23 protein-coding genes and 4 pseudogenes are annotated in these 26,946 nt (G+C 45.4%); 10 read left to right on the top strand and 17 right to left on the bottom strand.

The annotated features are described in order from the left end of the window. Positions 1-5: 5 nt before the first annotated feature. The 4 genes and pseudogenes from L5M71_RS21560 to L5M71_RS21545 all read left to right on the top strand — a co-directional run. On the top strand, positions 6-476 hold the full coding sequence (locus L5M71_RS21560) for a MerR family transcriptional regulator (protein WP_037425976.1): 471 nt from the start codon (positions 6-8) through the stop codon (positions 474-476). Further along, positions 476-2,722, top strand: a complete 2,247-nt coding sequence (locus tag L5M71_RS21555) for a heavy metal translocating P-type ATPase (protein ID WP_037425974.1) — start codon at positions 476-478, stop codon at positions 2,720-2,722. The genes L5M71_RS21560 and L5M71_RS21555 overlap by 1 nt, the downstream gene beginning before the upstream one ends. Before the next feature lie 10 nt (positions 2,723-2,732). Continuing rightward, positions 2,733-3,083, top strand: a complete 351-nt coding sequence (locus tag L5M71_RS21550; protein ID WP_037425971.1) for a cupredoxin domain-containing protein — start codon at positions 2,733-2,735, stop codon at positions 3,081-3,083. A gap of 373 nt (positions 3,084-3,456) precedes the next feature. After that, a pseudogene (locus tag L5M71_RS21545) lies at positions 3,457-3,564 on the top strand (IS5/IS1182 family transposase); the annotation flags it as partial. Here the strand turns inward: L5M71_RS21545 and L5M71_RS23155 are convergent. Continuing rightward, a pseudogene (locus L5M71_RS23155) lies at positions 3,564-3,737 on the bottom strand (twin-arginine translocation signal domain-containing protein); the annotation flags it as partial. The pseudogenes L5M71_RS21545 and L5M71_RS23155 sit on opposite strands and share 1 nt — an antisense overlap. A gap of 234 nt (positions 3,738-3,971) precedes the next feature. On the opposite strand from L5M71_RS23155, the gene L5M71_RS21535 reads away from it, so the two are divergent. Then, positions 3,972-4,421 (top strand): hypothetical protein, encoded by a 450-nt coding sequence (locus L5M71_RS21535; RefSeq protein WP_011918417.1) that lies wholly within the window; start codon positions 3,972-3,974, stop codon positions 4,419-4,421. A 288-nt stretch (positions 4,422-4,709) separates the two neighbouring features. After that, on the top strand, positions 4,710-5,447 hold the full coding sequence (locus L5M71_RS21530; RefSeq protein ID WP_011918416.1) for a peptidoglycan DD-metalloendopeptidase family protein: 738 nt from the start codon (positions 4,710-4,712) through the stop codon (positions 5,445-5,447). Here the strand turns inward: L5M71_RS21530 and L5M71_RS21525 are convergent. From L5M71_RS21525 to silC, 7 genes and pseudogenes are all read right to left on the bottom strand, one after another. Next, a pseudogene (locus L5M71_RS21525) lies at positions 5,426-5,678 on the bottom strand (DUF2933 domain-containing protein). The gene L5M71_RS21530 and the pseudogene L5M71_RS21525 overlap by 22 nt on opposite strands. A 40-nt stretch (positions 5,679-5,718) precedes the next feature. Continuing rightward, positions 5,719-8,166, bottom strand: a complete 2,448-nt coding sequence (silP, locus tag L5M71_RS21520; RefSeq protein ID WP_263209695.1) for an Ag(+)-translocating P-type ATPase SilP — start codon at positions 8,164-8,166, stop codon at positions 5,719-5,721. Between the two features lie 126 nt (positions 8,167-8,292). Beyond that, a complete protein-coding gene (locus tag L5M71_RS21515; protein WP_000758228.1) occupies positions 8,293-8,733 on the bottom strand; it encodes a DUF411 domain-containing protein in 441 nt (146 codons plus the stop codon). An 86-nt stretch (positions 8,734-8,819) separates the two neighbouring features. Next, positions 8,820-11,966, bottom strand: a complete 3,147-nt coding sequence (gene silA, locus L5M71_RS21510) for a Cu(+)/Ag(+) efflux RND transporter permease subunit SilA (RefSeq protein WP_259560933.1) — start codon at positions 11,964-11,966, stop codon at positions 8,820-8,822. A 10-nt stretch (positions 11,967-11,976) separates the two neighbouring features. Continuing rightward, on the bottom strand, positions 11,977-13,269 hold the full coding sequence (gene silB / locus L5M71_RS21505; RefSeq protein WP_259560931.1) for a Cu(+)/Ag(+) efflux RND transporter periplasmic adaptor subunit SilB: 1,293 nt from the start codon (positions 13,267-13,269) through the stop codon (positions 11,977-11,979). 113 nt (positions 13,270-13,382) lie between these two features. After that, complete coding sequence (cusF, locus tag L5M71_RS21500) at positions 13,383-13,736, bottom strand: cation efflux system protein CusF (RefSeq protein WP_001246153.1); 354 nt, start codon at positions 13,734-13,736, stop codon at positions 13,383-13,385. A gap of 28 nt (positions 13,737-13,764) precedes the next feature. Continuing rightward, positions 13,765-15,150 (bottom strand): Cu(+)/Ag(+) efflux RND transporter outer membrane channel SilC, encoded by a 1,386-nt coding sequence (gene silC, locus L5M71_RS21495; RefSeq protein ID WP_259560926.1) that lies wholly within the window; start codon positions 15,148-15,150, stop codon positions 13,765-13,767. A gap of 189 nt (positions 15,151-15,339) precedes the next feature. Between silC and silR the strand changes: the two genes are divergently transcribed. Continuing rightward, complete coding sequence (silR, locus tag L5M71_RS21490) at positions 15,340-16,020, top strand: copper/silver response regulator transcription factor SilR (protein ID WP_011711632.1); 681 nt, start codon at positions 15,340-15,342, stop codon at positions 16,018-16,020. Next, the gene (gene silS, locus L5M71_RS21485; protein WP_011711631.1) at positions 16,013-17,488 is read left to right on the top strand and encodes a copper/silver sensor histidine kinase SilS; all 1,476 of its coding nucleotides are present in this window, start codon (positions 16,013-16,015) and stop codon (positions 17,486-17,488) included. The genes silR and silS overlap by 8 nt, the downstream gene beginning before the upstream one ends. A 208-nt stretch (positions 17,489-17,696) precedes the next feature. Here silS and L5M71_RS21480 read toward each other — a convergent pair. Next, positions 17,697-17,906 (bottom strand): annotated as a pseudogene (locus tag L5M71_RS21480) (transposase family protein); the annotation flags it as partial. A 499-nt stretch (positions 17,907-18,405) separates the two neighbouring features. Next, positions 18,406-19,626, bottom strand: a complete 1,221-nt coding sequence (locus L5M71_RS21475; protein WP_011918409.1) for an OprD family outer membrane porin — start codon at positions 19,624-19,626, stop codon at positions 18,406-18,408. Positions 19,627-20,069: 443 nt separating this feature from the next. Here L5M71_RS21475 and L5M71_RS21470 point away from each other — a divergent pair, with 443 nt between their 5' ends. Continuing rightward, a complete protein-coding gene (locus L5M71_RS21470) occupies positions 20,070-20,615 on the top strand; it encodes a CueP family metal-binding protein (protein WP_259527414.1) in 546 nt (181 codons plus the stop codon). A gap of 188 nt (positions 20,616-20,803) precedes the next feature. Here the strand turns inward: L5M71_RS21470 and L5M71_RS21465 are convergent, their stop codons facing one another. From L5M71_RS21465 to L5M71_RS21435, 7 genes are all read right to left on the bottom strand, one after another. Beyond that, positions 20,804-21,247 carry a YybH family protein gene (locus L5M71_RS21465; protein WP_037426042.1) on the bottom strand — a complete coding sequence of 148 codons (444 nt, stop codon included), beginning with the start codon at positions 21,245-21,247 and terminating at the stop codon, positions 20,804-20,806. A 75-nt stretch (positions 21,248-21,322) separates the two neighbouring features. After that, a complete protein-coding gene (locus L5M71_RS21460) occupies positions 21,323-22,219 on the bottom strand; it encodes a copper resistance D family protein (protein ID WP_011711626.1) in 897 nt (298 codons plus the stop codon). 14 nt (positions 22,220-22,233) lie between these two features. Next, the gene (locus L5M71_RS21455; RefSeq protein WP_037425940.1) at positions 22,234-22,656 is read right to left on the bottom strand and encodes a copper resistance protein CopC; all 423 of its coding nucleotides are present in this window, start codon (positions 22,654-22,656) and stop codon (positions 22,234-22,236) included. A gap of 115 nt (positions 22,657-22,771) precedes the next feature. Beyond that, positions 22,772-23,485: a copper resistance protein B gene (locus L5M71_RS21450; RefSeq protein ID WP_011711624.1), complete on the bottom strand. Its 714-nt coding sequence runs from the start codon at positions 23,483-23,485 to the stop codon at positions 22,772-22,774. 11 nt (positions 23,486-23,496) lie between these two features. Beyond that, entirely contained in the window at positions 23,497-25,515 is a 2,019-nt protein-coding gene (locus L5M71_RS21445; RefSeq protein WP_263209691.1) for a copper resistance system multicopper oxidase, read from the bottom strand. Then, positions 25,512-26,027 (bottom strand): DUF411 domain-containing protein, encoded by a 516-nt coding sequence (locus tag L5M71_RS21440; RefSeq protein WP_011711622.1) that lies wholly within the window; start codon positions 26,025-26,027, stop codon positions 25,512-25,514. Before L5M71_RS21440 ends, L5M71_RS21445 begins: the two co-directional genes overlap by 4 nt. Positions 26,028-26,163: 136 nt before the next feature. Further along, the gene (locus L5M71_RS21435; RefSeq protein WP_239642731.1) at positions 26,164-26,517 is read right to left on the bottom strand and encodes a hypothetical protein; all 354 of its coding nucleotides are present in this window, start codon (positions 26,515-26,517) and stop codon (positions 26,164-26,166) included. A gap of 291 nt (positions 26,518-26,808) precedes the next feature. Between L5M71_RS21435 and L5M71_RS21430 the strand changes: the two genes are divergently transcribed. Further along, positions 26,809-26,946, top strand: a 138-nt coding sequence (locus tag L5M71_RS21430; RefSeq protein ID WP_263220680.1) for a transposase family protein, incomplete at its 3' end; no start/stop codon positions are given.

Raw genomic sequence — 26,946 nt, 5'->3', positions numbered from 1 at the left:
GTCGTATGAAAGTGACTCAACTCGCTAATAAATTGGGTGTATCCGCTGATACTGTGCGTTTTTATACTCGAATTGGATTACTCAATCCAAGCAAATCTCCCAATAATGGTTATAAAACATTCAACCATAAAGATATGGTGAGGATGCAATTTATTTTGAGTGCTCGAAATTTAGGCTTTTCTGTCGAAGATATTAAAGTTATTTTTTCTAAGACTGATCTTGGGGATAGTGCATGTCAACTTGTACGCGAATTAATTAAAGTAAAGCTGCTTGAAACAGAGCAACAGTTCAACGAAATGGTGAAATTAAGAAGTAAGCTTTCTAAGGCGATACAAGATTGGTCTCAAATGCCTGACAACATACCTACAGGAAACATGATTTGCCATTTAATAGAAAATACAAATCAAGAGGATATAGTTTCAGAGGAATTAGATGTTCCCCATTGTGTTAATGAAACTTCAACGGAGGTTAAGTAATGGATCACACTACACACTCACCCATACAACTCAATATTCTCGGCGCAGGCTGCGCGAGTTGTGTTGGCAAAATTGAAAAAGCGATTAACAACGTAGAAGGCGTTGATTCGGCCGAGATGAATTTTGCGGACAGAACGGTATTAGTTAACGGTAAAGCATCTGCCGAGTTGATTATAAAAGCGGTCGAAAGCGCTGGTTACAATGCCTCTCAAATAAAGGCGGAGTCGGCAGAAGATGTCATGAACGAGAAAGAACAGGCTGATTTGCAACATTATAAAAGTTTATTACGCCATACCATTATCGCTCTGTCCGTCGGTATTCCGTTGATGATTTATGGACTGTTTATTGGCGAAATGACGGTATCAACCCTATTAGAACAAGTGGTGTGGGGACTGGTTGGTGTGGTGACTCTTGCGATTATGCTGATATCAGGTAGGCATTTTTATATCGGTGCATGGAAATCATTTTTAAACCATAACGCCAATATGGATACCCTCATTGCCTTAGGTACCGGTACTGCTTGGGTTTACTCTATGTTGATAGTTGCATTTCCACAATTATTTCCCGAGATGGCAAGGCATGTTTACTTTGAAGCGACCGCAATGATTATTGGTTTAATAAATCTTGGTTTAGCACTAGAAGTTAAAGCGCGCGGTAAAACCTCTGAAGCGATTAAGCGTCTCATTGGTTTGCAAGCTAAAACTGCTCGGGTTATCCGTGATGGAAAAGACCTCGACATCGATATTGCTCATGTATTACTTAATGATCACGTTAAAGTTCGCCCTGGCGAAAAAATCCCAGTTGATGGGGTGGTTATTGAAGGTAACAGCACCATTGATGAATCAATGTTGACTGGTGAGCCAATGCCTGTTGAAAAAGTGATCGGTGACGATGTGGTCACTGGCACCTTGAATAAATCAGGCTCGATCATATTTAAAGCCACTCGTGTAGGTAAAGATACTGCACTGGCGCGCATTATTAGTATGGTCAAACGGGCGCAAAACTCTAAGCCGCCGATTGGACGTTTAGCTGATGTTATAGCCGCTTACTTTGTGCCCGCCATTATGATCATCGCTACAGTCAGTGCCATGGTGTGGTTTAACTTTGGCCCTGAGCCGTCGAGTGTATTTGCCATCGTGTCTGCAACAACAGTATTAATTATTGCTTGTCCTTGTGCGTTAGGACTCGCAACGCCAATGTCAGTGATGGTCGGCGTTGGTAAGGCGGCTGAATCGGGAGTGCTTATTCGGAACGGTGAAGCATTGCAAACCGCGTCTAAAATAACCGCCATGGTATTGGATAAAACCGGCACCATTACCGAAGGTAAACCGCAAGTTACCGATATTATTTTGGTTAATACAGACAGTGAAGAGCAGGTACTTGCCTTGTCTGCTGGAATTGAAAGTCACTCCGAACATCCACTCGCGCAAGCGATTGTTGAAAGTGCGAATGATAGAGGTATTGAAGCCATTAACACTGAGCACTTCAATGCCATTTCAGGTAAAGGTGTAGAAGCTGAAGTGGATGGCCAGATATTATTATTTGGTAATCTAAAATTAATGCAAGACAAAAATATTGATATTGGATTCAATGAAGCTAAGGCCCAAGTGTTAGCTGAAAATGCTAAAACACCAATGTATTTAGCGCTTGCAGGGCAATTACTGGCCATTATTGCGGTATCAGATCCGATAAAGCCTGATTCAATCGAAGCGATTGCGAGACTGAAACGCAGTGGCATCAAAGTGATAATGTTAACCGGGGACAATAAAGCGACCGCCGCCGCAGTGGCTAAAAAAGTCGGTATTGATGATTTTTTCGCAGAAGTCATGCCAGAAGATAAAGCCAATAAAGTGGCTGAACTTCAGCAACAAAATGAAGTGGTTGGTATGACCGGCGATGGGATTAATGACGCCCCCGCATTAGCGTTAGCCGATGTTGGCTTTGCTATTGGAACAGGCACTGATGTGGCGATAGAAAGCGCTGATATTACCTTAATGCGCGGATCACTTCATGGCTTAGCCGATGCGATAGCCATTAGTAAAGCAACGCTGCGCAACATTAAACAAAACTTGTTTGGCGCGTTTATTTACAACGTCGCGGGTATTCCCTTAGCAGCAGGTGTGCTTTTCCCTGTTTTTGGTATTTTGCTAAATCCAGTGATTGCCGGGGCTGCGATGGCCTTTTCATCACTTACCGTAGTGAGTAACGCTAACCGTTTACGTTTGTTTAAAGCCAAAGAACACTAGGAGCTTCAATATGTTAATTAATTTACTGTGTATCGCATTAATCGGTTTTATCATTTGGTGGTTTTGGCTATATAAACCGACAAAGGATTCTAGTGTTGACGCTAGTACATTGATACTGGTTAAAGACGGTGTGTATACGCCTGCACGAATTAAAATTTCGGCTAATACACCAACAGAGATAACTTTTTTACGCCAAGATAAATCCGGATGTTCAGCCACAGTCCTGCTACCCGACTTGGAGATTAGCCAGGATTTAGCGCTGGATAAGCCCACGACGATATCATTACCAGCTCTGGAAAAGGGTGAGTATCCATTTCATTGTCAGATGCAAATGTATAAAGGTGTATTGATTGTTGAGTAAACACTAGATATCCATGCGTATTTTTCAATATGTTGGTATCAATGATGAAGATAATAGCAGTATTAAAATGAGCCTTTTTGAACTTTGCAATCAATATCTTGGTTCTAACCTAAGCTGTTTACGGTCTAGGTTAGAAAATTGGCCATTTTTTGTTAATTACTTTTTACCTAAATCATCAGAAAAATGATGAGTTAATGATTAAGAGAGACATTATGAGTGATTTTGAACATAGACCGGGCGTTAAAGAAGCGACTTTAGTTGTCAGAAACCTAAGATTAACTGGAGTAGATAATGGCGTTGTTGCCTAAATGAATGAACCTTCCGTCTCAGATGCGATCAGATCCTGTGAATACCACGCAGGAACCGCTATCAGATGGGCAAATCTAAATCTCGCATTACCAATTGGCCGGAATATAACAAGGCGTTGACCAACCGAGGCTCACTGACTTTTTGGATAGACGAGCAGGCGCTCAACCTCTGGATATTGACGGCCGTTTCACCAATGGTCAGGTCAAACTGAGTACCCTGCAGGGATGCGGCAACTGGCAGGCTCAGACTGGAACGCGCATTGAAACTCCATACGCCAAGACTTCCGGCTACGCCAGAGAGGGTTAACCCCTTCAGGAAAGTTCGTCGAGACGTTTTCAACAGCATGCGCATTCCCTTATTTAAAGTATGGTTACTGACAGAATTCGAGAACCGATTTAAATTAAATTACTGGTTCATCCACTTACAATGAAATGAAGCTAGCACACCTTAAGAAACAAATTCATTACAATCGTGTAATGTACATAGCTGTATTACATTTACGTCATCTTCCCCACAGGTTGATTATTTTTATATATGATCATAAGGACATCTTTTATGTACCTCAGAAGGTAATTACACATGAATATATTAATCACGACCACTGCGTTTACAGCTTTATTTTGTGGGGCAGCTTTTGCTCAGTCCAGTGATATTGCCCATGAAGCACATCGATTTGTTAATAATGCCTCAGCCGTCAGTCATGTGAATTCCTCGACGCATGAAAATTTGCCGGACAGGATTAATAAAAACAGCACGCCCTCATTCTCTGAAATGAATGAACATGAAAGGGCCATTGTTGCTCATTCATTTATGAACAACAGCCCGTCCTATGCACATCAGAAAATGATTGAGGAACATAAAAAAATGCTGTCCGAGAGTGGTGAAAATTCAAAGACCTTCTCTTCTTCTTTTAACGAACTGAATGCCGGAGAGAAAGCCGCCCTCGTGCATGAGCAGGTCAATAATGCCGGTGCGGAAGCTCATCAGACGCAGGCAAGAAAGCTTCGCGGCCTGTATTCGTCCAGGTAACTGCAGGCGGGTTAGTGCTTAGCGTCAGGTGCGCAGCAGGGCTTTACTGACGGGTTACGTAGCAGGACATGAGCCCCATATTGCTCTGCCGTAACCTGTATCAGTCCCGTTAATCATCACCGTCGGGCTGGTCATACAGTTCCCAGAGCTTCAGGAGCAAACGGGAAACAAGATATGTTACAAAAATGACGACCATCAACGGTGCTCCCGATTAACTGACAGATGACACGCCTCCTGAAAACCCCTAGCATACGCCGCAGTGTTCATGCTAACGGCGAATTCCAGTAAATGTATTCTACCGATGTCGTAAAAGAAAATGCCTGCCTTTCAGCCACCCGCTCGGGGCTGGAATCGAACGAGATCGCTACTCTTCAGCGCTCCTTGCCTTCCCGGTTTAATCTGCGGCATTTGAAAAAAAATGAATCATTAAAACTCGTACTGCAAAAGAAAGCGGGAAAATCACGTGTCGTGGCCTATAAATTTACGTCCGGTTCATTTAATTACACGGCGTATCGTATATCAGATAAAAAGTTCTATAACCTTTCCGATACTTCCGGGAAAGGCAGTCTCGATTATCCGTTACCGGCCACAGCAAGACTCAGTTCGCCTTTCAATCCTGCAAGACTTAACCCGGTATCCGGAAAAGTGAGTCCCCATAATGGCATTGATTATTCCATGCCCATGAACACGAAAATAGTCAGCGTCATCGACGGAAAAATCACCCGGGCCGAATACAACAGTACCATGGGATATTTTGTTGAAGTAACGGGAAAAGCCGGTGTTAAAACTCGCTATCTCCACCTCAATAAAATACTCGTTACTAAAGGGGCCAGGGTTACACGGGGAGGTGCTATTGCGTTATCCGGTAACAGCGGACGTTCATCCGGTCCTCATCTGCATTACGAGCTGGTCATCAATAACAACCCTGTTAACTCTCTGGCGTTCCGGGCAGCGGCACCCGCTGATAACAAACTCGAACAGCATGCCTTTGCGCATGCCAGAGACTACGAACGATACCTGGACTGATAACGGGACCGCGACGCGGCCCCGTCTGCCGGATTAATTTTTTTTATCGTTTTCACTTCCGTGATGTTGATGATCTCCATGCCCTCCGTGGCCGTGGAAAAGATGCATTAGCGGGCAGACCAGCAATAACAGATATGGCCAGTAACCTGCCACATGTGACCAGTGTTCGCGCAGGAGGGCAAATGCCGCGATCGCGGCGACAGCAATAAGCGCATAGGTGGTACTTTTCATACTGGACTCCTTCTGTTCGTAACTGACCCTTCACTCAGTGTTATTTCCCGAGCCTGACACTTTTCAGACGCAACGCATTCACAATGACGCTGACGGAGGAAAGAGCCATGGCCGCCGCCGCAATAACTGGCGACAGCAGTATTCCATACACAGGATAAAGCAGACCTGCAGCCACAGGCACGCCAAGTGCGTTGTAGATAAATGCAAAAAACAGATTCTGTCGGATATTTTTCATGGTGATCTCTGACAGATGACGGGCCCTGTTCAGTATCATCAAGTCGCCTTTGAGAAGGGTGACTCCGGCACTTTCAATTGCCACATCTGTACCCGTTCCCATAGCTATGCCCACGTCAGCCGCTGCCAGCGCCGGGGCATCATTTACACCGTCCCCCGCCATCGCAACCACATGACCAGACGCTTTCAGTCGGGTTATCACTGCTTTTTTGCCGTCAGGCAGAACCCCGGCTTCAACCTCATCTATTCCCAGTTTCCGTGCGACTGCTTCAGCAGCAAGCTGGTTATCCCCGGTGAGCATAACAATGCGGATCCCCGCCTGACGCAAAGCTTTAAGCGCATCCGGCGTGGTTGCTTTCACGGGATCCGAGATAGCTATCAGGCCTGCAAGGTACCCATCTGTGGCCACATAGATAACGGTAGCGCCTTCCATCCGCAACGTATCCGCAACGGCCTTTTGATTATCAATAACGATACTGTTTTCCTGCATAGCCAGTTCATTACCAATAACAACCCGTTGACCTTCAACATCGCCTGAAACACCTTTCCCCGACGGAGCATTGAAATCACTGACTGCGGGTATCATGATCCCCCTGTGCTGGGCTGCCCGGACTACAGCCATACCCAGCGGATGCTGCGAGCCTTTTTCCACTGCGGCCGCTACACGTAAAAGAGATGCTTCCCCACCCGGATTGAGACTGATAATCCCTGTCACCGTAGGCGAACCTTCCGTGAGCGTGCCTGTTTTGTCGACAACCAGCGTGTCCACTTTTTCAAGACGCTCAAGGGCTTCGGCATTCCTGATTAACACCCCGGCCTGGGCTCCTTTGCCTACCCCCACCATTATCGACATCGGTGTGGCCAGCCCCAGTGCGCAGGGGCAGGCAATAATCAGGACCGACACAGCCGCAATCAGACCGTGCGCCATCCTGGGCTCGGGCCCCCAGACAGACCAGATCACGAAAGCAACAACCGCGATAAGTATCACCAGAGGAACAAACCAGCCTGAAACGCTGTCAGCCATTCTCTGGATGGGGGCACGCGAACGCTGTGCATCAGCGACCATCTGAACAATTCGTGAGAGCATCGTTTCATCACCGACTTTCTCTGCACGGATGATAAGACTACCTGTCTGATTAATCGTCCCCCCAATGACAGGGTCACCCTTCGTTTTGGTAACCGGCATAGACTCCCCGGTCACCATCGATTCATCAACGGTTGTTTTGCCTTCGATCACGATACCGTCGACCGGAATACTCTCTCCAGGTCTGATGCGGAGCTTATCGCCAGGCAGGACATCTTCCGCATTAATATCCGTTTCATGACCGTCATGATCCAGCCGTCTGGCGGTTTTGGGGGCAAGGTTCAGAAGCGCAGTAATGGCGCCTGAGGTTTGTTCCCGTGCCCGCAGCTCAAGAACCTGTCCCAGCAGAACAAGCACCGTAATAACTGCTGCGGCTTCAAAATAAACGGCCACCAGGCCATCCATGTTTCTGAACGATGCAGGAAACCAGGAGGGGAAGACGGTTGCAATGACGCTGTAAACCCAGGCTACGCCGGTCCCCATTGCAACAAGGGTAAACATATTCAGGGAGCGGTTACGTAACGACATTCCGGCCCGGGCGAAGAATGGCCAGCCACACCACAACACGACAGGGGAGGCCAGAAGCAGCTGCAGCCATGTGTTGTACTGTGGCGGTACTGTATTCCTCAAGTCGGGAAACAGATGAGATCCCATTTCGAGTACCAGAACCGGAAACGCCAGCAACAACCCCAGCCAGAAGCGTCTTGTCATGTCGTGAAGTTCATCACTCGGCCCCGTGGATGCCGTAGCTACAAGCGGCTCCAGTGCCATTCCACAGACAGGACAGCTTCCGGGACCACTGCGGCGTATCTCCGGGTGCATCGGACATGTCCACACACCTTCAGAATTCTCTTTTTCCGCCTGGTGGTGAGGCTGTTTTATCTGATCAGGGCTGACTTCGTGATGATCGTGGTGATGGTGATGGGAATGTTCACTGGCATCTTCGGTAAGATAACGATCGGGATGGGCTTTAAATTTACTCTCACAGCTGGCGGAGCAGAAATAAAGTTGATGGTCCTGGTATCGAATGCTGCTGTGCGCCCTGTCGGGCAGGATGGCCATCCCGCACACGGGATCTCTCACCTTATGCAATACGTGGCCCTCGTCCGGGGATAATGTCTGCTCAGAAGCAGTCTGGTTGTTGTGTTGCACTGCATTGTCATTTTTCACAGTAACTCTCCTTATGCATACCGAAGCATCTTCTGTCTTCAGGGTATGTCATGGATGCGATTACCACGAATATCGCCGGCACAGGAGTGCCTGCTACCGGCGTCCCGTTATCAGCCGTTCCGCTGACTATTCGATTCGCTGGAAGACTTTTTTACTTCCATCCGGTGAGAATGCGATAACATCGTAAGCCTCTTTTCGGGCTCCCATCTCCATTCCAGGACTTCCTGCTGGCATACCGGGGGTGGCGAGACCGTATATACCCGAACCAGACTGCATTGCCTTATGTATCGTTGTCGCAGGCACATGGCCTTCAATGATCAAATTACCGGCAACCGCGGTATGACAACTTCGTAGTCCTGCAGGAATAGCATGCTTTTCTTTCAGGGCTGACAGCGCCTGATCATTCATGACGTGAGTTCGTACTTCAAACCCGTCTTTTTCCATCGCTTTGCCCCACAGGGAACAACAGCCACAGTTTTCAGATTTGTACATATCAATCACTTTTTCACTCGCCATCGCGGGTAGTGAAAGGCCGAGAGCCAGCGCCATTAGAACCACTTTTTTCATACTCACCTCTGTATATTATCGATATAAACCCTGACGTCAGGGTGAATCAGTAAAGAAGGACACCCACAGGGGGTGCCCTTTCAGGTTCAGGACACGCTTTTTTTATGTCTGCGCAGCCAGATTAATTTGTAGGCGGCAGGAATAATGAACAGGGACAGCAGCGGAGCCGTGATCATCCCACCAATCATGGGTGCCGCGATACGGCTCATGACTTCTGAACCTGCACCGGTTCCCCAGAGTATTGGCAGCAGACCCGCAATGATCACCGCCACGGTCATGGCTTTCGGCCGGACACGCAGTACGGCACCATGATAGAGGGCTTCATCAAGGCCTTCCGGTGTGAACGTCTCTTTACGGGACAATTCCGGGTGCGCTTCAATGGCATGACGCAGATATATCAGCATGACCACGCCAAACTCTGCTGCCACCCCGGCCAGGGCGATAAACCCGGTTCCGGTCGCCACTGACATATGGAAGCCCTGCCAGTACAGGAACCATATCCCGCCAACCAGGGCAAACGGCAGGCTCATCAGGATCAACAGGGCTTCATCAACCCTGCGGAATGCCAGATATAACAGGATGAAGATGATCATCACCGTCATCGGTACCATCAGTTTTAATTTCTTATTGGCGTGCTCGAGTAATTCAAACTGTCCTGAGAATGCCACACTGGTCCCCGGTCTCAGTTTCACTTTCTCACTGATGGCCGTCTTAATATCGTTCACCACCGACACCATGTCCCTGCCGCGGGCATCAACATAAATCCAGCTGGCTGGCCGGGCATTTTCGGTTTTCAGCATGGTTGGTCCGTAAACGACCTTAATATCGGCAACATCGCCCAGCGTAATTTGCTGCTTCATTGGGGTCAGGATTGGCATCTCTCTCAACGCCTGCGGACTGTTACGGTAATCCTGCGGATAGCGAATGTTAATAGGGTACCGGGCCACGCCTTCAACCGTCTCACCCACCATAGCCCCACCGATTGCTGAAGAGACGAACAGCTGGACGTCGCCCACAGTCATCCCGTACCGGGAAGCTTTTTCCCGGTTAATGTCCACATCAATATAACGTCCACCTTCCAGTCGTTCAGCCAGTACGGAAACCACACCAGGTACGGTTTTAGCGACTGCTTCGATACTCTGTGCTGTTACATCGATATCCGACAGAACAGTACCCGATACCTTAATACCTATCGGACTTTTAATGCCGGTTGAGAGCATATCAATACGGTTACGGATAGGCGGTACCCAGAGGTTGGCCAGACCCGGTAAACGGACGGTCCTGTCGAGTTCTTCAATAATCTTGTCAATCGTCATGCCTGGACGCCACTGATCCTCAGGTTTCAGTTGGATGGTGGTTTCCATCATTTCGAGCGGAGCAGAATCCGTGGCGGTCTCAGCCTTACCGGTCTTGCCAAAAACTGAGGCCACTTCAGGCACCGTTTTGATTAGTTTGTCCGTGGTCTGTAAGAGCGCAGCAGCTTCTCCAGGAGACACGCCAGGTAACGTTGACGGCATATACAACAGGTCACCTTCGTTAATCTTCGGTAAAAACTCGCCGCCCACCTGACTCAGTGGCCATATAACAGTGAAAATGGATAAAGCCGCAACCAGCAGGGTTGTTTTTGGCCAGTGTAGTACCCTGAGCAGTAACGGGTGATACGCTTTAATCAGCAACCGGTTCAGTGGGTTACTGGTCTCAGCAGGAATTTTCCCGCGGATCCAGAACCCCATCAGAATAGGGATAACAATGATTGCCAGTATGGCTGCACCCGCCATGGAATACGTTTTTGTAAAGGCCAGCGGACCAAACAGACGCCCTTCCTGCCCTTCCAGGGTAAAAATAGGAATGAACGATAATGTGATAATCAGCAGGCTGATAAACAGCGCTGGACCCACTTCAACGGAGGCGTCAGTGATAACCTTCCAGCGGGTGGCATTATCAATCTGTTCCCCGGGATGCTGATGGTCCCACTCCTCAAGCCGTTTATGCGCGTTTTCGATCATGACGATGGCGGCATCCACCATCGCTCCGACGGCTATTGCAATCCCTCCCAGCGACATAATGTTGGCATTCAGCCCCTGGAAGTGCATGACGATAAAGGCGATACACAGGCCAAGTGGCAGAGAAATAATCGCCACCAGGGCAGAACGGACATGCCAGAGGAACAGTGCGCAAACGACAGCAACAACGATAAACTCTTCAAGAAGCTTGTAACTGAGGTTGTCAATCGCACGATCGATTAACTGGCTGCGATCGTATGTCGTTACGATCTCCACTCCTTCAGGCAGGCTTGCCTTCAGCGTGTCCAGTTTATCCCTCACCGCCGTAATGACTTCGCGTGCATTTTTGCCCGAACGCAGGATCACCACTCCGCCAGCGACTTCGCCCTGACCGTTAAGCTCAGCGATACCACGCCGCATTTCCGGTCCCATTTGTATGCGGGCAACATCACGCAGGTAAACAGGTACTCCATTTTCCCCCGTTTTCAGGACGATATTTTTGAAATCATCAATAGTCTGAAGATAACCGCTGGCCCGGACCATATACTCTGACTCAGCAATTTCAACAGATGAGCCACCGGCTTCCTGGTTAGATGAGCTAAGAGCTTGTTTTACTTCTGGCAGACTGATGCCGTACTGCGTCAGTTTTACCGGGTCAAGCTGGATCTGATACTGCTTAACCACGCCGCCTACGGATGCAACTTCAGCGACATTAGGAATGGTTTTCAGCTCAAACTTCAGGAACCAGTCCTGCAGAGAACGCAGTTCTGAAAGGTCGTGTTTTCCGCTGCGATCGACAAGGGCATATTCAAAAATCCAGCCCACACCCGTGGCATCAGGACCGATTTCAGAACTCACACCAGCAGGCAGTTTTCCCTGAACCTGATTCAGATACTCCAGCACGCGAGAGCGCGCCCAGTACAGATCGGTGCCGTCTTCAAAAATGACATACACATACGAATCCCCGAACTGTGAAAAACCACGCACGGTTTTTGCGCCAGGCACGGACAGCATGGTGGTGGTAAGCGGATAGGTGACCTGGTTTTCTACAAGCTGCGGGGCCTGGCCGGGATAGCTGGTTTTGATAATGACCTGCACATCTGACAGGTCAGGCAAGGCATCTACCGGCGTGTTAATAATCGTCCATGTTCCCCAGATGCTGAGAAACAGGGCCCCCATCATGACCAGGAAACGGTTGGCGACAGAGCGCCGGATAATCCATTCAATCATCGTCGTCTCCTCAGTGCCCTGAATGCATATTTACAGGCTGGTCAGACATTGCTGGCATACTGCTTTCTGTTTTTTCAGGGTGGCGCATACGTTCCAGCGCGCCCGTAATATTGGCTTCGGAGTCAATGAGGAACAGGCCACTGACCACCACGGTATCGCCTTCATTCAGGCCGGAGCCGATGCCGGACTGTTGCTGTGATTCATGCAGAACGTGGATCTGTTTCGGCACAAACTTGCCTTCATCATCAACAGTAATCACGCGCTGTTCTTTGCCGGTATCAATAACGGCCTGGCTTGGTATCAGCAGCATCTCCTGGCTCTTGGTATTCAGTTTGAGATAGGCATTCATGCCCGGTTTGAGAAACTCATCCTTATTAGAAACCTGGAGACGGACCTGAAGCGTACGGGTTGTCTGATCCACGCTGGGAAGAATGTTCCATTTTTCGACATGGAATGTTTTATCCGGATAAGCCGGTACCGAAATTTCAAACTGCGACGTATCTTTCAGCAGATAGGCGATAGATTCTGGCACTGCAGCGCTGATCCAGACCGGGTCCATCCCCTGAATCTGAGCCACCACCTTATCTTTCGAAATATTCATGCCGGTGCGCAGGTCAAATGCAGTAATGACACCATCAATAGGTGCTTTAATGGTAAAACGGGTCTGGATTGTGCGGGTTGAACGCAGTCTTTGAATATCCTCTTCCGGCATACCAGCCAGACGAAGTCGCTCCAGAACCCCTTTTATCTGGGTTGGCGTACCGCCTGTACCGGATAGCAGCAGGAACTCACTTTGTGCCTCAACCCATTCAGGAATGGTGATATCGATAAGCGGAGTGCCTTTCTTCACATGATCGCCAATCGTCAGGGGATACACTTTTTCGACAAAACCGTCAGAGCGTGCCTGCAAAATGACAAACTGATACTCGTTGTAACTGACATTCGCCGGGATCGTCTGAGAATAATTCAGCATTCCGCGCGTGACTTTTTGCGTTTTTAATCCCAGGTTCTGAACCTGCGTTGGGTCAATACGGATCCCGCCATTGCTTTTCTCGTCGCTTTCATCAGCATATTTAGGCACAAGGTCCATATCCATAAAGGGAGATTTTCCGGGTTTATCAAATTTGGTACCCGGTTTCATCGGGTCATACCAGAAAAGTACCTTTTTCTCCGGTGCCTTTTGTTCTGTTTGTACTGTTTTTTGTGATGAGTTTACATACTGCCAGGCAGTAACCGATATCAGCCCTCCTGCTAGGAGGCTGCTGATAATTATTGCAGCATATTTTATCTTTAAAGAAGCCATACAATTTCTCGCTGAAAAATCAAAACACCTGGCATATGCGCCCGATCATTCATTCACAGTAATCCCTTAATGAATGTTCAGGCGCACTGGATGTATTCGCTCCGGACAGTCAATCAGGATTGCGTAACGTTAATGCTTTTGAGTAAGGAGATATTGCCCTGCTGAATAAACGAGAAATCGACATGGTTGCCGGTTTTCAGGGCATTGATAGCGTCGTCTGCATTAACAAAAGTGAAGCGCATGGTCATTGCAGGCCAGCCCACCGCAGGGATTGCTTCGTGCGAAATGGTGATCTTTTTACTATTCATATCAATGTCTTTAACGACACCGGTGCCCTTGATAACCTGCTGTACCGAAGCATCACTGGCAGCATTCATATCGCCATGCTGATGTGTTTCAGCATGAAGACCGGCAGAAAACATGACAGAGAAGGCACCAAATAAAACAGCTTTAAGTGAATTACGCATTTTTAATTTCCTGATTAATTAAATAAATTTATTCTACCCAACCGCCACCCAGCGCAGTAAACAGATTAATTTCGTTAACCTGTCGGGAATAGGTAAGATCGAGAATGGTTTGCTGCGTAGCGAAGAGGGAACGTTCTGCATCCAGCACTTCGATGTAACTGACAGCACCACTTGCATACAATCCTCTGGCTCGCTGGAGAGTTATCTGAAGTGAATCAAGATAACGCTGCTGTGACTCAAGTTGCTGGCTAAGGCTGTCGCGCAGCGCAAACGTGTCGGAAACATCCTTAAAGGCGGACTGAATTTTTTGTTCGTAATTAACCACCGACTGTTGCTGGCGAATTTCTGCCAGTTTGAGATAGGCTTTGTTCCTGCCGGCATTAAAAACAGGAATGTCAATTTTAGGGATAAAATTCCACATTCCGCTTCCTGGCGTGAAGAGACTGGACAGCTCCGTACTGCTTGCGGAAAGGCCACTGGTCAGGGTAATGGACGGGAAAAAGGCCGCCCGCGCTGCGCCAATATTCGCATCAGCCGCTTTCAGCTGGTATTCCGCCTCCATAATATCCGGTCGCTGCAGCAAAATTTGTGACGACAGGTTTGATGGCAGTTTAACTGGCGCGATCTCACCGCCTTTCATCCCTTTTTCTGGCGGCAGTGCACGGTACGTTCCCAGCACCAGTTGCAGGGCATTGTTTGCCTGAGCCAGATCGCCTTCTCGTTTGGCTATCTCAGCGCGGGTACTTTCGATTTGTCCCCTGGCCTGTTCAAGCGCCAGCACATTCGTACTCCCGGTCACGAGCTGTTGCTCAACGAAAGCATAGGACTGTTCGTAATTTTTCAGCGTTTCCCGCGCGATACGGAGTTGTTCATACGCCAGTTGCTGGCTGAAATAGCTTTGTGAAACGCTGGAGACCAGCAGGATATGTACAGCCCGACGGGCTTCTTCGCTGGCAAAGTAGTTCTGGCGATCAGCGTCACTCATGTTCTTGAGCTTGCCGAAAAAATCGAGCTCATAGCGGAGTTCCAGACCCGCGTCGTACTCCTGTGTGGTCGGCTTGTCGCCTTTCAGACCACCGCTGTAGGTGATCCCGGATGAGGCATTCAGCTGGGGATAACGATCTGCATCCGTGACGTTGAACTGGGCCCGGGCCTCTTCAACCTTCAGGGCAGCCATTCTCAAATTACGGTTATTAGCAAGGGCTTCCCCGATCAGCCGGGTAACCTGGGGATCGACAAAAAAGTTACGCCAGCCCGTATCCTGATAACCATTCACTGCTGGCGTAAGGCTGTTTCGGGACAGTGAAAACTGCTGGGGTACCGGTGCTGCCGGGCGCTGATATTCAGGTGCCAGAGAGACACAACCGGTCAGGATGAATATCGTGCTAATGCTGAGTAATTTTAATTTGAACATAACGCTTCTCGTCCAGGCAGACCTGGTAAATGGTTCAAATGAAGTCCAGAGTATTGATAGGGGTACTTTACCGAACGCTCTCTGTTTGTCGGGTGACAGGATAATGACAATGTTGTCATTTTTGCTGTAATCCGTTGATAATGATCGTGGGCGCAATAGAATGACCTTAGCAGCCAGCCGGGGAGCAAGATGAAAATATTGATCGTCGAAGACGAAATTAAAACAGGTGAATATCTCAGCAAAGGGCTTAGAGAGGCAGGGTTCGTAGTGGATCACGCTGATAATGGTCTTACCGGATATCATCTCGCCATGACAGCCGAGTATGATTTAGTCATTCTGGACATCATGCTGCCTGATATGAACGGCTGGGATATCATCCGGATGCTGCGCACTGCCGGAAAGGGTATGCCGGTCTTACTGCTGACGGCCCTCGGCACGATCGAACACAGGGTCAAAGGACTGGAACTGGGTGCGGACGATTATCTGGTTAAACCCTTTGCGTTTGCCGAACTGCTAGCCCGGGTGAAAACCCTTCTGAGGCGGGGAAACACGATGATCACGGAAAGCCAGTTTAGGGTGGCTGGTCTCTCGATTGATCTCGTATCCAGAAAAGTCAGTCGCGCCGGAAACCGCATTGTGCTCACCAGTAAAGAGTTCAGCCTGCTGGAATTTTTCATTCGCCATCAGGGAGAGGTTCTTCCCCGTTCCCTGATTGCCTCTCAGGTCTGGGACATGAATTTTGACAGCGACACTAACGCGATTGATGTCGCCGTAAAGCGACTCCGCGCTAAAATAGACAACGATTACGAGACAAAGCTGATCCAGACAGTCCGGGGCGTGGGCTATATGCTGGAGGTCCCGGATGCATAGCAAACCTTCCAGGCACCCTTTCTCACTCTCCCTGCGGCTGACCTTTTTTATCAGCCTGTCCACGATACTGGCTTTTATCGCCTTCACCTGGTTTATGCTGCATTCTGTTGAAAATCATTTTGCCGAGCAGGATGTCAGCGATCTTCAACAAATCAGCACCACACTGAACCGTATACTCCAGTCCCCGGAAGATCCAGATGAAAAAAAAGTAAGCAAAATAAAGGAATCGATTGCCAGCTACCGCAACGTTGCCCTTTTGCTCCTCAATCCCAGGGGTGAGGTGCTCTTTAGTTCAGCGCAGGGGGCAGCACTACGCCCGGCCGTGAATTCAGCAGATTTTAGCGAGCACAGCCACGCACGGGATGTCTTTCTCTGGACGGTGGAGGATCCTGCGAGACCGATGGATACCGGGTCTGAAATGAAGATGGAAACATACCGGATTATCGCCTCCTCTGGCCAGGCGATATTTCAGGGCAAACAGCAGAACTATGTCATGCTGACTGGCCTCTCCATTAATTTCCATCTCCATTACCTCGATGCGCTGAAAAAAAATCTGATTGCGATTGCCGTCGTGATAAGCCTGCTGATTGTTCTGATCATTCGCATCGCTGTCCGTCAGGGGCACCTGCCCCTTCGTAATGTCAGCAATGCCATTAAAAGCATCACCTCCGAGAATCTTGATACGCGGCTGGAACCGACACGCGTTCCCATTGAGCTGGAACAGCTGGTTATCTCGTTCAATCATATGATTGGAAAGATTGAGGATGTCTTTACCCGCCAGGCCAATTTCTCTGCCGATATCGCGCACGAGATCAGAACGCCCATCACCAATCTGGTGACGCAGACTGAAATCGCACTGAGTCAGGATCGAACCCAGAAGGAACTTGAGGATGTCCTCTACTCCAGTCTTGAAGAGTATAACCGGATGACCAAAATGGTCAGCGACATGCTGTTCCTGGCGCAGGCGGACAATAATCAGCTTATACCTGACAGGGTCCGGTTTGACCTCAGAGCAGAAGTCATGAAAGTCTTCGAGTTTTTCGAAGCCTGGGCCGAAGAACGCAATATCACGCTCAAATTTAACGGGATGCCCTGCCTGGTTGAGGGAGATCCACAAATGTTCAGAAGAGCGATCAATAATCTGTTATCCAATGCCCTGCGTTATACCCCGGAGGGACAGGCAATCACCGTCTCAATAAGAGAGCAAGAGAGCTTTTTTGACCTGGTGATTGAAAATCCGGGGAAACCAATCCCTGAAGAGCATTTATCAAGGCTTTTTGACCGTTTTTATCGGGTGGATCCGTCCAGACAACGAAAAGGAGAAGGCAGCGGCATCGGCCTTGCAATTGTGAAGTCAATCGTGGAAGCACATCACGGAAGAGTGCAGGTGGAATCGGACGTACGCTCAACTCGTTTTATCTTATCCGTGCCCAGACTGGAGCAAAGGATTCCGGAGCCCCAACACTGAGAATAAAGATTTAAATGACAAAGATGTCATTAGCCTGTCATGCAGCAAACAGAAGCCATTCGATACTTATCAGGAAGGCTGGATTGCTTCATCAATACCCGGCGTCAGAGTACGCCAGGAAATGAATATCCAGCCAACTCCCGGAGAAATAAACACTGCCGGACTTGTTTCAGTTATGGAAATGAAAATATAGGTTGTGCTTCCCCCGGACAGGGACACCTTCGGTCAGAATTCCCTTTTCTTTAAACCAATTATGGTGCCCGACAGCATAATCGTGGATCTCAGACCAACCTTCGGCGCCAGCAATCACACCACACAGAGTGACGAACAATACATCATGCAACGGGTAAGTCACTTTGGCAGATTGTCGGCTGTCAGCAATCGAGTTGAAATGTGATGTGAAGGCTTCAAGGTACATGCTCTTATGCTCTCTATAAGAAAAAGAGAGCATAAGATCATAATCGATGCCGTCCGTCAAATTTAGCTCAAAACGGTTAAAATATATTCACGATCTCGCCCTGCTTATGTTTGTAACCCCCCAGGGCCGGATTATACATTGTTAAATTGGTTAACAAACCTATCCAGTCGAACGAATTTCATTCGATTATGGATGATTTATATCAATCAATAATCTCGCATTAAGTCGACTTAAGAACAAAATAGCTAAATGTTAACAGAATTTACAAAGCATAATCTCACCCTGTGTAACCCCCTGGTTCTAAAATACATTCAAGATGAATTTTTTTGTAAACGTAGATATTGATAAATTATCAAATAACAAGTTTTTCAACTTTAATCATCTAGACGTATTTTTCATATAAAATTGTAAACCCAAGCACACCCATTAACACGACCTGAATTTACAATTACAATATAATTATTAGGGAATTAACATTTGTCAAAAACATTTACAACCTTTAAAAGCTGTAAATGAATTTCGTTCTTAAATCTGTAGCGTCTTTTTGATTGTTTTCATAATCCAATATTGAAAAATCAATTGATATACCGATATTTTCGAGTTTACCATCAAATTGATATGCAAGATTAACCGTCCATTCATTTAAATCTTTTCCCACTATGGGATTGTCAAAAGATGTATAAAATATTTTACCTTTAAGATTAGAGATAGCAGAACCTAACCCCAATTGATACGAATTTGTTCCAGATTCAAATGCCCCAACACCCGCAGTTTTAGTAGTGGCAGTAAACTGATAATAAGCTCCTTGACCAATGCCTCTAAAAACTCTATTTTCTCCTTCATTTCCTCCAGCTAATGTATAACCAGCAAAAAAATCTACTCCTCCCTGACTGAAACCTACTTTAAAGCCCAAAAGATCATTATCGACTAGTTCATTTTTATCCCACTTAGTTTTGTAATATTGCATTGCAATATAACTGTTAAAGTTAGTTGGCAATGTATATTCGACATCCGCATAAAGTGCTTGGACTTCATTTATTACATTTGCGTACTGTGAGTTAACTTTGAATTTTTTAGCAATTCGCTTGTTAACTTGTACGAAAAAAACGCCATCATTACCTATTTTATAAAAATCGCCAGGAGAGCCAGAACCATTAAAATCAAAATCAACAAATTCATTATCAACATAAAACGATTTATCTGTTCGAGTCTGATATTTAGTCACATATCCAATCGAAATATCAGTACCATCAAAATGACTTGAAGACACCTGATACATTTCAAAAGATTCATTTATCAATCTTGTACCTGAGTTAGCGATAAGGGGTGATGAAAAGTGTTGTCTACCTCCAGAAAACACAGTATCACCAAACTGATACTTCAAAAAAGCTTCCGATAATACAAGACCTTGTGCGTTCATATCTCCCGCAGTTGTATCATCATCATCATTGATATTACTAACGTATGACCCCTGTACCTCTCCTCCCAATTTAAACCCATTAAACTCTGATGTATTAAAAGTAACATTACCACCATTCACCCAAATCGAGCTATTCTCTGTATTTGAATCGTCAAAATCTTGTTCGAAATAGTACGATCTCGCTGTACCTCCAACATTACCATTGTGTATCCATTCAGAAAAACTCTCAATATCATCATTAGAGAGTGCATTATTACTCATTGCTAATAGCACCAAAACATATTTATTATATTTAAACATACAAACCTTATTAACGTTAAGTTACAAATAAGAAACTATATTAAGTAAAACTAAAATCAAAGATAAACAAATAAATTACAAACCCAATCGATAATACAAACTAGAGCATTTTTAACAGTGATCTATTTCGCAAAAAAAATATCAAACCGACATAAATATTAATTTAAAATAAACATAGGTTTAAAACCCAAGTTTAAAAACTTAGGTAGAAAAATTAAATGAAGACGCAAGTTTAAAACCTGAGCTAAAAACCTAGGAGAATAGAGCGTTAAAGCATATATTTAAAAAACAAAAAAACAAAAAAACAAACGACCAAAAACATCAGGCCAATATCAATAATGTTAATTAGATCAATATATATAAAACCACAATCGTTACAATAAAAATAAGCGAGGCACGTTTAAATAAAAATATTTTATAAACTATATAGGAAAACTCAGACCATGATTAAAAAACACATTCTATTAGCACTTATAGTTGCATATTCAAGTCAATCATATGCCACAATAATAAATGCAGAAACGTTTAAAAATTTAGACTATAAGAGTGCTGTTACAACAGCACATACACTATACAAAAATAATGAAGGGATAATGATACAAGTTCTACCAAATAGAATAGTTGCAACTTTTTCAGATGGTAAAAGTAGTTCTGTAGCAATACCAAAAGATCAATTCTTTCTTTCAATAGCTCCGTACATTAATAGTTCTCATCCATGTACGAATCATGTTTTAACAGGTTGTACCGGAGAGATAAGAAATCAAACAATGAAAGTTGTCATGATTGATACTGACACAGGTGAAACATTAATAGACAAAAAAATGACGACACAACGTGATGGATTTATAGACTTTTGGGTTCCAAAAGATAAAAATTTAGCATTTAATATTTACTATGAAGCAAAAGACGGAAGCAAAAGAGTGGCGAGAGAAGTATTGTCTACTTTCAATAACGATAGAACTTGCATTACAACTATGAAACTTATTTAAAATTAACATTTAAATATGGCTTGTAAAAGGACTGGAATTACTCCGGTCTTTTTTATATAAAAAATGGAAATCCTTTTCCATAAAATATCATGCATTAACATGACGTGAGTCTTTGTGGTTTTCTTGGGAACACTACCTACAAAGGAACTCAAGATAATCCTTTATCTGGTTGATGAAATTCTTATTAGTTACGACCAGTGCACGTGGGTTATTTTCCAACTACCATCCACTTGTTTAATTAACACAAGCGTTTCCATGGTCATCGAGTCAATACTTTTACCCTTATATTCACCTTGGGCGTGACTTATTGACGTTGAAATAGCAATGTCACCCGTAATCGTTATTTGGTGTTCTTTTGGCGTTATGGTTAACCCTTTTAAGTAAGCCATATCCGCAAGCATATGATGATTGGCATAATCCGTAAGTGAACGTTCTACTTTTCCACCTTCATAAATTTGCACATTGGCTGCTAATGACTGCCTAACAATAGCCTCATTGCCCGTTTGTAATGCAGCATGAAATTGTTTGACGACATTACCCGCGGCGGAATCAACACCGATAAACGCTTTTTGTTCTATAGGGTGAGTTTCATCACCATGGGCGAAGCTCAATGAGCTTTGTCCTGCGGACATCAGTAATATCCCGGTCGTTATGAGTATTGTTAAAGGGCTATTTTTCATTTTTATCTCTCTGTTAATTTATAGTGATTATCCAAGGCTCATAGGACCTAGCACGCTCGAAAGTACCGCTGTTGTCGCTAATATCAGTACTGCTATTAATGCTTCTAATCCAATCGATTTTTGTAGTTTTTGTTTTGCGAGTAATGTGTTCGCAATCGTTAATTTAGGTACTAAAACCAATTTATGCCATGCTGCTATAAGCAAAATGATAGCCACCAAACAGAGCTTGATGGTGACCGCAATACCATAATCGGAACTGATTAATTCAGTGGGACTATCAAACAACATCCACACCATTCCCATGCCTGAAAGCAACACTAGAATGACAATCACTATGCCTAAACGACCAAATGTATCCATGACATTTTTTATGACGATGTGGTCATCGGTGCAGCATAATTTCCATAATGGATAAAAAGCGCCTATCCAACTGCCAATGATCAACACGTGTATCAATATTAAGCCTTGAGCAAGCAATCCCAGTTCAGTGCTATGGCCAATAAAAGTAAACGTGACAGCAATTAACAGACAACTGAGAATCGCTAATACCGCAGAAAACGTTTTGATATAACGGTTCTTATGTAACAGTAAACCACTAGCCACTAGCATTAACCCAAAACCGATTAAGCGCCAAAGCACCGTTTGCCCTACCTGGGTTGGCCACAGAAAAGCATGCATCTGCGCATCAAATATTCCCATCAAGCCGTTTTCAGCAAAAGCCCCTACTTGCGCAAAATAATTGATACTAACGGCAATCAATCCCAATACGGCACCTAGGCCGGTATATTTTGCAACGCTAATGCTCAGATTAAGTTGACCCTTAATGAGGTATTGCATCAATGTGCCGCCAATAACAGCGGCAACACTCAGATAGATAACCCATTTAGATATCAACACCGATATTTCAAATACGGTTAATATCATGTTTACTCATCCACTTATTGATGTGCAGTGTGCTCGCTAGTCTCATGCTCCATTGTCATAGGCGGTGCACTGCGAGTGTTCATGCCAGAGTCGTGAAGCATAAAGCTCATGTTGCCTTTCATCTTATGACCGTCATCACCCATGATCATCCAGTTAACCGTGTAATTAGCTGCGCTTAATGCTGGTAGAGCGAATGAAAATGCTGCTTGGCTGGTCGCACTTGAAGGTAATGTTAGCGGTACGCTTTGCTGCTTCTCATCTTGCATTGTTAATTTGACCAAACGTACCGGAGCCGTAAAGGTCAGTTCAAGCGTTGTTGGTGCTTGACTTAGCATGGCACCGTTAGTGGGCATAGAACTGCCCAGTCCGACATGAGCAAATGCTGAAGCACTCAGGAATAGACTTGTTACGACTAAAACGTTGTTAAATAATTTCATGATATTTCCTTTTATATTGTTTTTAACGATCGAAAAACGGTTTACATAAATGATTTAATATTGGCTTAGCTAACATCTTGGCGCCAAGCTTATAACTCAGTGTACGAACGAGGTCTTAGAACCACGCGCTAAAACCAATAACAAACTGGGTTTCTTGTGTATCTTCCCCTTCACTTCGGGCGTAATCGGCGGTATTACCGAGCTTCTGACGCCAATCAACACCGATATAGGGTGCGAACTCTCGAACAATCTCGTATCTCAATCGCAGCCCTGCACTGACGTCAGATAAGCCTGAGCCTATTCCAAGTTCAGCATCGTCCTTACCAAATAAATTAACTTCTACTTCAGGTGTGAGTATCAATTTTTGAGTGATTAACAGTTCATATTCCGCACTCAACCGCATAGCCGTACGGCCTTGTTCACCGATGAATAAGGCCGCGTCAATATCAAAAAAATATGGCGCTAACCCTTGAACCCCAATCACAGCCCAATTACGGTTCGGCGTCGGTTTGATATCGGTTTTAATACCGAATTGTACATCCCAGTATGGTGCGATGGGCTTACTGTAAAGAGCCTGAATTTCAAGGTCTTGCTTATCACTATTTGAATATTCACCTTCGGTTTTAAGCCACAACTTATTCAAATCGTAACCTAACCAGGCTTGTGCACTAAACTGGGTAGGATCTTGCGGATCCACGCCTTTTTCAAATTGATCCAGCATGACTTTTGTTAATAGAGGATCATCATTACCGCCGGCAAACACAGCTGAGCTAGCCAATGAGGCGCTCAGACTCAACAGTCCCAATGCCACTAAATTCGTTTTATTCATCTGTATTCCCCTTATTTCACCACGACTTTTCTGAACATGCCTGGCATGTGGAATAACAAGTGGCAATGATATGCCCATTGCCCTTTTGCATCGGCGGTGACTAAGTAACTGATCTTAGAACCCGGCTGAACTAATACCGTGTGCTTACGGGGAATAAAATCAGGGTCGCCTGTCTCTAACTCACTCCACATACCATGCAAATGCATAGGGTGAGTCATCATCGTGTCGTTCACTAAGGTGATCCGCAGTCTTTCTCCGTATTCAAACTCTAATGGCGCGGCGTCCATAAATTTCACCCCATTCACAGACCACATATATCGGTTCATATTGCCGGTTAAATGCAGTTGAATTTCGCGGCTAGGTTGGCGCGTGTCGTAGGTAGGATGTAAGCCTTTAATATCGCCATAAGTTAATACTTTGCGATTAAATTGTTGTTGATGGTCACGCAATCCAATCCCGGGATCGTGTAAACCACTTTTTGGCGCATCTGCACGCATATCCACTTGTGGGCCGAACTCGGTGTCAATGTGTTTAATTTCATTGTTACTGCCAAAGCCTGCAAGCCCTAGTCCTGAGACTGTCGCTTTCGCAGCGTCCATGGCCATTTTGCTGTGATCCATGCCTGACATATCACCGCCACCCATAGCCATCTTGCTGTGATCCATGCCTGACATATCACCGCTGCCCATAGCCATCTTGCTATGAACCATGCCTGACATATCACCGCCGTCCATAGCCATCTTGCTGTGATCCATGCCTGACATATCACCGCCACCCATAGCCATCTTGCTGTGATCCATGCCTGACATATCACCAGCGCCCATGTCCATTTTGCTATGATCCATACCGCTCATATCCATATCACTCATATCCATGCCCATATCACTGTGGCCAAGGACTGGCCTTGGATCCATTGGGGGAATAGGAGCATGTAAACTGGCATCTGAGGTAAGGTTACCTACCGTAAAGCCGGTGCGGTCAATACTTTGAGCGAAAATACAATAGGCATTATCAACCTCTGGCTCAATAACCACATCATAGGTTTCAGCAACACCGATTCGAAATTCATCCACAGATACCGGTTGAATGTTCTGACCATCACTGGCGACAACACTCATTTTGAGACCCGGTATACGTACATCAAATATGGTCATAGCAGAACTATTTATAAAGCGTAAGCGCACCTTCTCACCTTGTTCAAACAACCCTTGCCAGCCCTGTTGCGGAGGATTGCCATTCATTAAATAGGTGTAAGTTGAACCCGTAACATCAGATATGTCTCTGTCACTCATGCGCGCGTTATTCCACATCGAACGAGCGTTCCACGTATTGGCTAAGCCATTTTTATTCACGTCAGAGAAAAAATCCATTACCGTACGCTCACGGTAATTATAGTAATCGGCTTGTTTCTTTAATTTGGCATAAATGTTTTCAGGGGCTTCGTCAGACCAATCAGACAGCATGATCACATAGTCACGGTCATATATAACCGGATCGGGGGTCGCTGGATCAATCACAATAGCGCCGAATAAACCGGTTTGTTCTTGATAGCCTGAATGACTGTGATACCAATATGTGCCACTTTGCTGGACGGTAAATTGATACTCAAATGTTTCACCGGGTTTAATGCCATCAAAGCTAAAGCCAGGCACACCGTCCATTTCGGTGGGTAAAATAATACCGTGCCAGTGAATAGAGCTATCATGGTCGAGATTATTTTTTACTCTTAAGGTGACTGTTTCACCTTCTTTCCAACGTAATAACGGCGCGGGCAGTAATTGGTTTACCACAGTAGCTCGAGCAGATTTCCCGGTAAAATTAACCATTTTATAGTCAATTGATAAGTCAAACACTTTGCCAGAGAGCTGGCTCAACGATTGGCTTAACGCATTGGCAACGGCATTTTTAGGGAAAGGGATCGACATCAATGCCAACATGGCGGATGCACCAAACACAAACCGGCGTCGGCTGTTGTTGAGTTCACTGTTTGTCATTTGAATCATGGGTTTTATCATGTATTGCGATTTCATTGTACAGACTCCTCAAGCGAGTTCACTTGGGCGTAAACTTCACTACTGCCATCTTTTTTCAACAGTAAGACTTGATATGGCATAAATTTATCTTGGTACTCCATGCCAGGGCTGCCCACTGGCATAGCGGGTACGGTTAAGCCGATAGCATCTTTAGGAGGGGTGGCTAAAAAACGACTAATGAATTTTGCAGGGACATGCCCTTCAAACACATAACCTTGAGATGACACAGCGGTATGGCAAGATTGCATTGAAGCAGGAATGCCCTTTGACTGTTTAAACTCATAAAGGTTGTTAATATTGTGGGCACTAACACTAAATCCACGCTCACTAATATGCGTTAGCCATTTCTCACAACAGCCGCAATTAGCATCTTTATAAACGGTGAGTAATGGCTCCGTAGTGCCGGGCTCTGCTGCACGGGCAATTAATATCCCTCCCATAGTTTGCAGAATAAAAATAGTACCTATGACACGAAAAAAACTAATAGAATTGCGATATAGAGCAGACATAATATTGCCTCCAAATCAAATTTCGTCACATTAAACAACGCGGTTTAATGTCAGTTTATTAACCAAAAGGTTAAAAAATTGAAACTACATGATTGGCTAGGACAGCTAGCAAAAAAAAGGCGTAACTGTGCCTATGTTAGGCAAATATTGGAGGACGGTATAAAGAAGAACGATACTGAGGCATTAGTGCTGAGGTAAACATTGTTGCAGCATTAACTAAATTGACTTCTGATTTAAGCGTTGGCATCGCCATCGTTAAAGCGACTGATAAACATGATCCGACAGGACAATGGCACGCTTGGGCGCAGCAACTATCATCCGCACCATCACTCATATCCATGTTCATGTTCATTTGCATACTAGCGTCATGACATGCTTTGCCATTTTCAGCAGGCATATTTGAAGTCGTCATTGAATTCATTGGCATAGTACCAGGCATAATCACAGACGCAAAAGTTTGACCGACAAACGTCAGTAAAACAAACATCATGATTAAGTGGATTCTACGCAAAATATATCTCCAATGATTATCAAATAATAGTAGTGAAAAATACTGCATTTAGCAATGAAAATTTATTTGAAAAACATAATTAAATGAAAATAAAAATAACATTTTAAAATAAAAAATATGATAACAATCAATCCAATATAAAATCAGGGGCTGATCATACTCGATCGCTTTTTATGCATAACCCTTAAAAACAATGAGATAAGAAATAGCTTGATTGATCCCGCCAATGTGATCAAATAGGTCACTTTTTCTTTGTCTTTTGACCTATATATGCTCAAACATCTCGATAACATTGCTGATTGCCGTTCCCATATAAATCAAGAACATGATGTCATTGACATCTGTTTTCTTGTGCTTAGTGCCGTCATCTCAGGCGCTCAAAGCTGGTCGCGCTCAAAGCTGGTCTGC

This window comes from Shewanella sp. SW1 (genome assembly GCF_025653545.1).
Classification (GTDB): Bacteria; Pseudomonadota; Gammaproteobacteria; order Enterobacterales; family Shewanellaceae; genus Shewanella; species Shewanella oncorhynchi.
The sequence above is the reverse complement of the archived record's forward strand: the minus strand, read 5'-3'. Positions and strand labels throughout refer to the sequence as shown.

Bases quoted from the DNA above. Each gene is read 5' to 3' on its own strand.
- L5M71_RS21555 (WP_037425974.1), top strand. From the start codon at position 476: ATGGATCACACTACACACTCACCCATACAACTCAATATTCTCGGCGCA.
- L5M71_RS21530 (WP_011918416.1), top strand. From the start codon at position 4,710: ATGTATTCTACCGATGTCGTAAAAGAAAATGCCTGCCTTTCAGCCACC.
- cusF (WP_001246153.1), bottom strand. From the start codon at position 13,736: ATGCGTAATTCACTTAAAGCTGTTTTATTTGGTGCCTTCTCTGTCATG.
- L5M71_RS21475 (WP_011918409.1), bottom strand. From the start codon at position 19,626: ATGTTTAAATATAATAAATATGTTTTGGTGCTATTAGCAATGAGTAAT.
- L5M71_RS21470 (WP_259527414.1), top strand. From the start codon at position 20,070: ATGATTAAAAAACACATTCTATTAGCACTTATAGTTGCATATTCAAGT.
- L5M71_RS21465 (WP_037426042.1), bottom strand. From the start codon at position 21,247: ATGTCCGCAGGACAAAGCTCATTGAGCTTCGCCCATGGTGATGAAACT.
- L5M71_RS21440 (WP_011711622.1), bottom strand. From the start codon at position 26,027: ATGTCTGCTCTATATCGCAATTCTATTAGTTTTTTTCGTGTCATAGGT.
- L5M71_RS21445 (WP_263209691.1), bottom strand. From the start codon at position 25,515: ATGAAATCGCAATACATGATAAAACCCATGATTCAAATGACAAACAGT.
- L5M71_RS21560 (WP_037425976.1), top strand. From the start codon at position 6: ATGAAAGTGACTCAACTCGCTAATAAATTGGGTGTATCCGCTGATACT.
- L5M71_RS21535 (WP_011918417.1), top strand. From the start codon at position 3,972: ATGAATATATTAATCACGACCACTGCGTTTACAGCTTTATTTTGTGGG.
- L5M71_RS21435 (WP_239642731.1), bottom strand. From the start codon at position 26,517: ATGATGTTTGTTTTACTGACGTTTGTCGGTCAAACTTTTGCGTCTGTG.
- silC (WP_259560926.1), bottom strand. From the start codon at position 15,150: ATGTTCAAATTAAAATTACTCAGCATTAGCACGATATTCATCCTGACC.
- L5M71_RS21460 (WP_011711626.1), bottom strand. From the start codon at position 22,219: ATGATATTAACCGTATTTGAAATATCGGTGTTGATATCTAAATGGGTT.
- L5M71_RS21550 (WP_037425971.1), top strand. From the start codon at position 2,733: ATGTTAATTAATTTACTGTGTATCGCATTAATCGGTTTTATCATTTGG.
- L5M71_RS21455 (WP_037425940.1), bottom strand. From the start codon at position 22,656: ATGAAATTATTTAACAACGTTTTAGTCGTAACAAGTCTATTCCTGAGT.
- silR (WP_011711632.1), top strand. From the start codon at position 15,340: ATGAAAATATTGATCGTCGAAGACGAAATTAAAACAGGTGAATATCTC.
- silB (WP_259560931.1), bottom strand. From the start codon at position 13,269: ATGGCTTCTTTAAAGATAAAATATGCTGCAATAATTATCAGCAGCCTC.
- silS (WP_011711631.1), top strand. From the start codon at position 16,013: ATGCATAGCAAACCTTCCAGGCACCCTTTCTCACTCTCCCTGCGGCTG.
- silA (WP_259560933.1), bottom strand. From the start codon at position 11,966: ATGATTGAATGGATTATCCGGCGCTCTGTCGCCAACCGTTTCCTGGTC.
- L5M71_RS21450 (WP_011711624.1), bottom strand. From the start codon at position 23,485: ATGAATAAAACGAATTTAGTGGCATTGGGACTGTTGAGTCTGAGCGCC.
- L5M71_RS21515 (WP_000758228.1), bottom strand. From the start codon at position 8,733: ATGAAAAAAGTGGTTCTAATGGCGCTGGCTCTCGGCCTTTCACTACCC.